This is a genomic window from Acidobacteriota bacterium, from assembly GCA_020349885.1.
In the GTDB taxonomy this organism is placed as follows: Bacteria; Acidobacteriota.
Genome location: CP070701.1, coordinates 218,212 through 225,987 on the forward strand (window position 1 = coordinate 218,212; position 7,776 = coordinate 225,987).

Below are 7,776 nucleotides of genomic sequence, written 5' to 3' on the forward strand. Positions count from 1 at the left end.
CGATGCCGTCACGAAAAATCATGGATCGACTCAAGGCGGGAGAAATCCTGCTTCTGGACGGAGCCACGGGCTCCGAGATTCAACGGCGAGGCTTCGACGTGGCCCGGGGCGCGACCAAAGAGCCCGACACGGAATGGCAGGAGACGTTCGGGAAGGGATGGAACGGCGACGCGGAGGGGATTACCGACCCCCTCGACGATTGGGCGGCAACCATCGGGCCCTGGGGAGCCCCGGCCAACCTGGACGCCCCGGACATCGTCCGGAAAGTCCACGAGGACTACCTCAAGATCGGAGCCGACATCATCATCAGCAACAACTTCTACTCGAGCCGCTCGATGATGGCCATGGCGGGCGAGGAAGACCGCTGGGAGGAGTGCACCCGGCGGGGCGGGGAGCTGGCCGTCGAGGTTCGCAACGCGGTAAAGCCCGAGGCGTACGTGGCCGGGGGTTTTGCCGCCTCCCACCAGGTCAATACGGCGGCCGAGCTCGGCAGCGAGCTCAAGGACATGGCGCGTGTCCTGAGCGGCACCGGCGTGGACTTCCTGATTCTCGAATACTTCGGCGGAGACACGATGCGCGATCCGATAGAGGACTGCCAGGTCGCGCTCGACGCCTGCGCAGGGGTGAATCTGCCGGTGTTCCTCGGCGTATGCTGGGTCCAGAAAAACGGCAGGCTGCACCGGGGCCAGAGTTTCTCCGACCTCGTCAAGGCGCTCAAGGGGCAGAAGCTGGACGGCGTGTTTCTCATGTGCAGCTCGCCCCCCGCCATTTCGGCGTGCCTGCCCAACCTCCGCAATGCCTTCGACGGACCCATCGGGGCCTACGCGCAGGCCGGCTACAAGGAAAACCCCAAGTACGGCACCTCGCCGGACGAGCCGTTTTTCCTGATCGACACGGACAGCTACCCTCCCAAGCGGTACGGCGAGTACGCCCTCGAGTGGAAGAAAATGGGCGCCCAGATAATCGGCGGGTGCTGCGCGACCGGGCCTGAGCACATCGAGGCGGTGCGGGACGTCCTGAAAAAGTAGGAACGAAGGCTCCGCCTGCTACACCTCGCCGGCGGCTAAAGCCGTGCCGAGCAGGATCAGCGCGATGCAGCTCCACTGGAGGCGCGTCGGCCGCTCCCCGAGGACGAAGAAGGCGTACGGCAGCGTGACGGCGGGATAGGCGCCCGACAGCGCCGTCACGACCGTGGCCGGGCCCTCTTCGTAAGCGAGGTAGACCGCCACGTCGCCGAGGGCGTATGTGCCGAGCGCCAGTATGGCGGGCGGAAAGTCCACGGCGGGATACTTCCACCTCTGGTTTTCCGGCAGCGTGCGCTCCCGCACGAGGCCCCACAGCGCCAGCGTGGGCACGCTGGTTATCAGCATGAACAACATAAAATTGGCATAGTTCGCTTGGGGCATCTCGTAGGCGTAGCTGTTCAGCACCGCCCCTACTCCCCACAGGATCGCGGTCACCGCGGCCAGTATGAGCCAGGTATATTTCGAGGGGGCCTTCTCGCCCGGCTCGGTCCTCTCCTCGGCGGCCCCGGTCCTATACTCCCGGCTCTCCTGGGAGGGGTCGTACGCAAGTAACAGGCAGCCGACGAGGACGAGCCCGACGCCCGCGTACTGCCTGGGAAGGAGGACCTCGTCCAGAAAAATGGGGGCTAGCACGGCGGTCACGATGGGGTAGGCCGCGTAGACCGGGCTGAGGAGGCTGATGGGGCCTCTCAGGATGCCCTCGTAGGAAACGACGTTGCCCACGCCGTAGAACAGGCCGGTCAGCAACGACCAGAATAGGAACGCGCGTCCCTCGGGGGCGAACGGGGGAGGATGGTAGAGTCCGAAAAAGTAGATGAAGCACAGGTAGACCACGGCGGAGACCGGCACGGAATACAGGCACAGGCGATGGGGGTGGATTTGCTCGATGTACTGCTTGTACAGTCCGTCCCCTATCCCGTAGAAAACGGTCGCGCCCAGCGTGGGCCAGACCCACCACTCTATCGGCACCGCGTCACCCCCTCGCCCTCGCGCGCGCCGCAGGGCTCTCAAATTTTTCCGGCATACGCGGCATTATACCACTTCCCGTGAAAACAGCTTCACGAATCCTCTTCGTGCCCGGGTTCTCTCGCCTTCGCGAAGCCGCTTCGGCGGAGCGAGGTCGCCTCGGCGAGTGCGCAGCTTGCGCGAAGCCGTCGCGTCGCGGCGTTCGGAGCTTAGCAAAAACTCGGGGTTAAACAGAGCCCCCCGGCGCAAGCGCCGGGGGACTCCGAAGGAGGGACCAAGGAGGGCAGGCGTATTATATACCAACGCCCAAATACTTGTCAAGCCCTGATTTAAGCAATTACAGCAATTAACCGGACGGCGGCCGTAATTGTTCCGGGAATTTCTTCAAAAAATCCCCCTTCAAAAAAAGCCCGGAAAGCGGCTCCGGGCACCTTGGGAGCACTCGCCAAACATCCTTAAAATATCCTTTATCTTCAAGAAGTTACAATGTGAAACCTGACGAAAAAATCAGGTGTTTCCCTCGACGGAAACCTGGGGAACGGGAGGGCGGACGCTTCGGAGATTTCAACAGGGCGGCATGAGCGGTTTTTTTTCAGAATTTTTTCTAAAAAAGGCCACCCGCACCCGCGCCCCGGCGCCGGTTGACGCGGAGAATGCCCGTTAAAAGGCCCCCTTATCTAGCCCTTCGCGATGGTCCGGCTATGCTCTCTCAGGAACTGCTGGACGTAATAAGGGCCGCAGCCTCCCTTTCCGGTGGAGCCGCTTCCCTTCCAGCCGACGAAAGACTGCACGCCCGGCCAGGCGCCCGTCGTCGCGCCCGCGCGGCGGTTGACGTAAACGGTGCCCGTCTGGATGTTGTCGAAGAAGTATTCGATGTCTTTTTCGTCCCGGGTGAAGAGGCCGGCCGTAAGGCCGTACTTCGCCTCGTTCGAGAGCTTGACGGCCTGCTTGAGGGAGTCCACGACGCCCACCATGACGATGGGCACGAACATCTCGTGGAAAAAGAGCTCGTGGTCGAGCGGCACGTCCGTGACGACGGTCGGCTGGACGAAGTAGCCCTTGTCGTAGGGCGGATCCTTCAGCAGCCCGCCCCCGTGGACGATTTTCCCGTCGCGCTTGAGCGTCTCGACGTAGCCGGCGAAATTGTCGCGGGCCTTGGCGTTGATGACCGGGCCCATGAACGTTTCGCGCTTGATAGTGTCGCCGACTTTTACGTTGCGCGTTTTTTCCAGAAGTTTCTCCAAAAACTCCTTCTCGACGCTCCGGTGCACGTATACGCGCGAGCAGGCGCTGCACTTTTGGTTCGTGAGGCCGAACGCCGAGCGCATCGCGCCTTCGGCGGCCGCTTCCAGGTCGGCCGACTCCATGACGATGGCGGGGTTCTTACCCCCCATCTCGGTGACGCAGGGGCGCGGATAATCCTTGCTGAACTTGTTGTAAAGCCTCAACCCGGCCTCCAGCGAGCCGGTGAAGGCGATGCCGTCCACGTTTTTCAAGATCACCCTTTCCACGTCCTTGCCGGGGCCGGTGAGGAAATTGAAGGCCGCGGGCGGCACTCCCGCTTCGCGGAACGCCTGGTAGAGGTAAAGCCCGCTCAGCGGCACGTCGGAGGAAGGTTTGAAGACGGCAGTGTTTCCGGTCACGAGGACGCCCGTGCTCATCCCCGCGGCGAGGGCGATCGGAAAGTTGAACGGGGAGATGACGGCCCACACGCCGTAGGGCCGGAGGACGCTTACGACGTCCTCGGTATCGCTTCCCATCCTGTGAACGAATCCCTGGGCATCCTCGACCTGCTTGGCGTAATAGCGCATCAGCGCGGTCGTCTCGCCCACCTCGCCGAACGCCTCCAGGCGGTTTTTCCCCGTCTCGTACGACAACACGGCCGCGATCTCGTGGGCGCGCTGCGTGACTATGTCCGCCGCCCGGCGCATGATGTCGGCTCGCTTCCGGTAGGGCGTCGCGCGCCACTTGGGAAAGGCCGCTCTCGCCGCGTTCAGCGCGCGGCGCGCCTCCTTGGCTCCGCCCTTTTGAAAATAGCCCAGCACCAAGCTGGTGTCGCAGGGCGAGGTGCTCGCAAACTCCTCCTCGCTTTTTATCTCCTTGCCCCGGATGTAGTGCGGGTGGTGCTTGCCGAACGTTTTCAGAACGTCCTCGGCGGCTTGCTCGAATTGGCTGTGAAACGCCTCGTCGGCCAGGCCGACCGTGGCGTAGGTTATTTCGGGAATTTTTTGTTCGCTCATGTCTATCCTGTCCTCATTTCTTTGTAGTGGTGCGTTTCCATGGGTTAAAAACTTCGTCGGTTCTTAAAATTGGTTTCGCCTGATGATAAAGGTATGCGCCGTAAGAATCAAGCCCCCTCATCGCGCTCGGGGTTTCGGCAAAGCGCCGCGAACCTTCGGTCGGCGCGGACGGGGCTTTCTCGCCGGAGACTACGCGCGCTTGCGGGGAGGGTCGAAGAACAGCGTCCTGACCACCGTCACCGTCACCTGCCGGGTCTGGTGCTCCACGCTGATGTCCATCTTGAGCCTGCCGCCGAGCGGGGCGCAGCGGGATTCCACGATGCCGAAGGCGATGTATTTCTTAAGCATCGGCGACCACGTTCCACTCGTCGCCCTGCCGACCTGCCGCCCGCCCGCGTAAAGCGGCTTGCTTACCCTCCAGGCCGCGCTCGGCACCTGCGGCGGAAGCCCCATGGCCTCGTGAAGGCTCTCGAATTCGTCCCAGTCGACCGCGAGGCCGACAAGCCGCCGCGGCGGCCCCTTGCGCTTTTCTTCGAGGAGCGCCCGGCGGCCGACGAAGTCGGCCCCCTTGTCGAGCTTGACCGTCCAATCGAGGCCGAGCTCGAACGGAGAATATTTCTGCGAGGGAATCAGCGCCCGCAGGGAGCTCGTGTAATCCACGTCGATCTGGATGAGGCCCGCTTCGATGCGGGCCACGTCGAGCGCCAGTATGCCGGCGGGCCGGATGCCGTACGCCTCTCCCGCGTCCATCAGGACGTCCCACACCCGCTCGGCGTCTTTCGCCGGCACCCAGATTTCGTAGCCGAGGTCGCCCGTGTAACCCGTGCGCGAGATTTCGACGGGGATGCCGTCCATCGCGGCGCGGGTGACGCGGAAAAATTTCAAGGAGTCCAGGTCGGCGTCGGAGACTCTCTTCAGGATGTCGCGCGACGTGGGCCCCTGAAGCGCGGCGGCGGCCACGTCGCGGCTTTCGTCCTCCAGCTCGACGTCCAGGCCGGCGGCGTTCATGTGGAACCACCGCAGGTTGGGCTCCGCCGCCGCGATGCGAAAGACGTTCTCGTCGAGGCGCTGCACGGTTCCGTCGTCCACCGTCTTCCCCTCGTCGTCGCACCAGGGGGTGTAAAACACCTGCCCGACGGCGCACTTCGTAAAATCCCTCGTGGCGACGCGGTCGACGAACCGCGCGGCGTCGCGGCCCCGAACCTTGTATTTGAAAAGCGGCGAGACGTCGATAAGGGCCGCCGAGTGGCGGATGGCGAAATACTCCGGCTCATGCAGAACTTCATAAGAGCACGCGGTGAAACAGCCGGCCCACTCACGCCAGTTCAGGCTTTTGCAGAGCGCCGATGTTCGAGAGTGAAAGGGGGTTCCGATTCCCATAGGCCGTTTTCCTCCTCCCGACAGATAGAGAATACTCCCCGCACGGAATCGCTGTCAAGGAACGTCGCCTCTGAATCGTCCCCGGTTTTCCGCGTTTCCACTCGCTTGCACTAGCATGAAAAAAAGCTCCTCCCCCTTGAGGGGGGGGAGGATATAAGGTGGGGGCGATGAGTTTAGTTTGTCCGTCCTTTCGGAGGGAAATCACGCTCTCCTTTGTCCCTGAAAAGCTTCTTGATTCCCGGAATGGCCTAATAGTATAATTTAGAAAGATTTGCAAGGGATGACGGAAGCCAACCACCGGAAGCCTGCTTGAGGCGTGAGTAGACCCATGGCCCAAACACCCCGGAGCCGTATCGAGGAGGATGTCTGGATTCCGACCTGTTGCGGGCAGTGCTACTGCATGTGCGGGGTCAAGGTCCGCCGCCAGAACGGCGTGGTGACGGAGATCGCCGGGAACCCCGATGCCCCGAGCGGCCGGGGCCATATCTGCGTCAAGGGACTCGCCTCGCCGCACCTGCTCTACGACCCGTACCGGGTGAACTACCCCCTCAAGCGCACCAATCCGGAAAAGGGGCTCGGGGTCGATCCGAAGTGGGAGCGGATCTCCTGGGAGGAGGCGCTCGACACCATCGTGAAAAAACTTCGGGAGTGCCGGGAGCGGGACCCGCGCGGGGCCTTCTTCCAGGCCACCACCACCCAGGCCTCGGAGATACGTTTCGGTGTCATCGGCTTCATGAAGGCGTTCGGGACGCCCAACTACTGGGTTTCCGGCGGCGGGCTGCACTGCGGCAACGGCGCCCACTTCATGAACGGCATCATGCACGCGGCGTGGTCGATCATCCCCGACTTCGCCCACTGCAACTACGCGTTGAACTTCGGATGCTCCAAGGGACACGGAGCCGGGCACACTGCCGTGCAGAACGCGACGCAGGCCGCCGACGCCCGCTTCCGCGGATGCAAAACCGTCGTCTTCGATCCGTTCCAGAGCGCCCAAGCCTCCAAGGCACACGAGTGGGTGCCCATCCGCGCCGGCACGGACGGCGCGCTGGCCCTTGGCCTGATCAACTCCCTTCTCAACGAACACGGCATCTACGACGCCGAGTACCTGATGTACAAGACGAACGCACCCTACCTGATACGGCCCTCGGACGGGCGCTACATGCGCGACCGGGAGACCGACAAGCCCCTGGTCTGGGACCGGGTCGACGACCGCCCCAAGGTCCACGACGACGAGTGCGTGACCCGGGTCGAGTACGAGGACGAGGCCCTCGAGGTGGCGCTCACCGGCACTTTCCGGGTCGACGGCGCGGACTGCCGCCCCGCGTTCGACCTGTTGAAGGAGCACGTCCGGAAATACACGCCGGAGTACGTCGAGAAGATAACCTGGGTGCCGGCGGCCACCGTCAGCCGCATCGCCAGGGAGTTCGGCGAGGCGGCGGAGATCGGCTCGAGCGTCACGATCGAGACGGCCGAGGGACCGAAGAGGATCCCGAAGCGGCCGGCGGCCACGCACTTCTTCCGGGGCTCGCAGGGACACGTCAACTCGGGCTGGACCTGTCTGTCCATCGACATGGTCAACCATATCGTCGGTGCGGCGGACACGTACGGCTCGGCCATGGGCCTGGGGGCCGCCGTCTGCAGCGGCTACGACCCAACCGGCAAGCCGAAGCAGATTCCGTACCCGTGTGACGACGGCATGATGATCTGTGGGGCCTGGGTGTACGACCACCTGCCCTATCCTCTGCACGAGCCCAAGCCGCCCCAGCGCTTGGACCTGCACGACATGTACCCGACGTCGATTTACAATGCCATCACCATCATGAGCCCGAAGTGGTTTGATCTCCTGGAGCAATTCAAGGTCCCCTACCGCCCGAAGCTCATGATCAACTTCGGGTCGAACTCGGTAATGACGATGGGGAACGCCGAGATTGTGACCGAGAACTTCCTCAAGAAGTTCGAGTTTGTCTTCTCCTTCCAGCTCTACGTCACGGAGTTCGAGGAGGCGGTGGCCGACATCGTGTTGCCGGATGCCTGCTACCTCGAGCGTCACACACCGGCGGTAAGCTTCCCCTCGACGTTCTCCCACCCACAGGGTGAGGACGACTGGGGGTGGACCATCCGTCAGCCCGTTGTGGACCCGCTCTTCGAGAGGCGGGACTTCAACG

At 63.1% G+C, this 7,776-nt stretch carries 5 protein-coding genes; 2 read left to right on the top strand and 3 right to left on the bottom strand.

The features are described 5' to 3' along the window. The first annotated feature begins 2 nt into the window (after nt 1-2). Nucleotides 3-1,028: a homocysteine S-methyltransferase family protein gene (locus JSV08_00995; protein ID UCF81031.1), complete on the top strand. Its 1,026-nt coding sequence runs from the start codon at nt 3-5 to the stop codon at nt 1,026-1,028. Between the two features lie 18 nt (nt 1,029-1,046). On the opposite strand, the gene JSV08_01000 is transcribed toward JSV08_00995, so the two are convergent. From JSV08_01000 to JSV08_01010, 3 genes are all read right to left on the bottom strand, one after another. Next, nucleotides 1,047-1,994 carry a DMT family transporter gene (locus tag JSV08_01000; GenBank protein ID UCF81032.1) on the bottom strand — a complete coding sequence of 316 codons (948 nt, stop codon included), beginning with the start codon at nt 1,992-1,994 and terminating at the stop codon, nt 1,047-1,049. A gap of 674 nt (nt 1,995-2,668) precedes the next feature. Continuing rightward, complete coding sequence (locus tag JSV08_01005) at nt 2,669-4,231, bottom strand: aldehyde dehydrogenase family protein (GenBank protein ID UCF81033.1); 1,563 nt, start codon at nt 4,229-4,231, stop codon at nt 2,669-2,671. 189 nt (nt 4,232-4,420) lie between these two features. Further along, nucleotides 4,421-5,611, bottom strand: a complete 1,191-nt coding sequence (locus JSV08_01010; GenBank protein ID UCF81034.1) for an aminomethyltransferase family protein — start codon at nt 5,609-5,611, stop codon at nt 4,421-4,423. Between the two features lie 328 nt (nt 5,612-5,939). On the opposite strand from JSV08_01010, the gene JSV08_01015 reads away from it, so the two are divergent. Continuing rightward, on the top strand, nt 5,940-7,776 hold a 1,837-nt coding region (locus JSV08_01015; protein UCF81035.1), incomplete at its 3' end, for a molybdopterin-dependent oxidoreductase.